1 protein-coding gene is annotated in these 1,288 nt (G+C 69.6%); it reads right to left on the bottom strand.

The features are described from left to right. On the bottom strand, positions 1 to 1,172 hold a 1,172-nt coding region (locus PLL68_RS15385; RefSeq protein ID WP_324535596.1), incomplete at its 3' end, for a CaiB/BaiF CoA transferase family protein. Positions 1,173 to 1,288 lie beyond the last annotated feature (116 nt).

Raw genomic sequence — 1,288 nt, 5'->3', positions numbered from 1 at the left:
TGCTGCCCCACCGCCGGGGCCGCCACCGGATCGGCCATGGGCGTGGCGGCGTAGCGGATCGGCAAGCGCACGTTCGGAACCCAGCCGAGCACCGGATGGGGGATGCGGGTGACGAGTTCGTGGTCGCGCGCCTCGGGCGAGCGGATCGCCTCGCCCACCGTGCGCACCAATCCGTAGGGCACGCCGGCGGCGCGCATGCGAGCCTGCCAGTGCGCCCAGTCGTGCCGCGCGAACGCTTCGTCGAGGAAGGCGAACAGGCGCTCCCGATGCCGGATGCGCAGGGGACCCGTGGCGTAATCCGCATCGGCGGCCACGTCCGGACGTTCCAGCACCTGCCCCATGAGCCGCTGGAAGATTCTGTCGTTGCCGCTGTTGATGTAGAAGGTGCGGTCGCTGGCGCGGAAGGCGCCCGAGGGGCAGGTGTCGGGGGCGGTGTTGCCGCTGCGTTGCGGCTCCTTGCCGGTGAACAGCGACTGCATGGTCGCATAGCCCGTCATCAGGACGGCCGTGTCGAACAGGGACACCTCCACCCGCTGGCCGCGGCCCAGGCGCTCCCGGGCCAGCAACGCGCCGAGCACGGCGTTGCCCACCATCATGGCGGTGCTGATGTCCATCACCGGCGAGAGCGCCCGCACGCCTTCGCGGTCGGGATAACCGTTCATGGAAACGAAGCCGCTTTCGGCCTGCGCGATGGGATCGAAGCCGAAGCGGTCGGCGAAGGCGCCTTCGCGGCTGTAGGCGGCCACCGAGCAGTAGACCAGGCGCGGGTTCAGGGCAAGGCAGGTCTCGTGGTCCAGCCCCAGGCGACGCATCACGCCCGAGGAGAAGTTCTCGACCAGCACGTCGGCGCGGCAGACGAGGTCGCGCGCCAGCGCCAGCCCCTGCGGGGACTTCAGGTCCAGCGCGATGCTCTTCTTGTTGCGGTTGCTCCAGACGAAGGGTGCGCCCTGGTCCAGTTGCGGGTGCATGGGCGGATAGCGGCGCGCGTCGTCGCCGCGGACCGGCGCCTCGACCTTGATCACCTCGGCGCCCATGTCGGCCAGGATCATGGTCGCCAGCGGCCCCGCGATGAAGTGCGAGAAGTCCACCACCCGGATGCCGTCCAGCGCATGGGGTGCGCCGGAGGCCCGTCGCTTGTGCTCCGGAAAGTCGGCTTCGAGGTTCTCCAACATGTCCTGGCCGCCTGCCTGCATCGGAGAACCGCTCACGGCGTGTACCCGAAGCCCTTGCCGAGCTCCGCCTTCATGTAGTCGCGTCCCAGTTCCATCCAGTCGGAACCGGCGGGGAT

The organism is Ornithinibacter sp. (assembly GCF_035443565.1).
In the GTDB taxonomy this organism is placed as follows: domain Bacteria; phylum Actinomycetota; class Actinomycetes; order Actinomycetales; family Dermatophilaceae; genus Fodinibacter.
The sequence above is the reverse complement of the archived record's forward strand: the minus strand, read 5'-3'. Positions and strand labels throughout refer to the sequence as shown.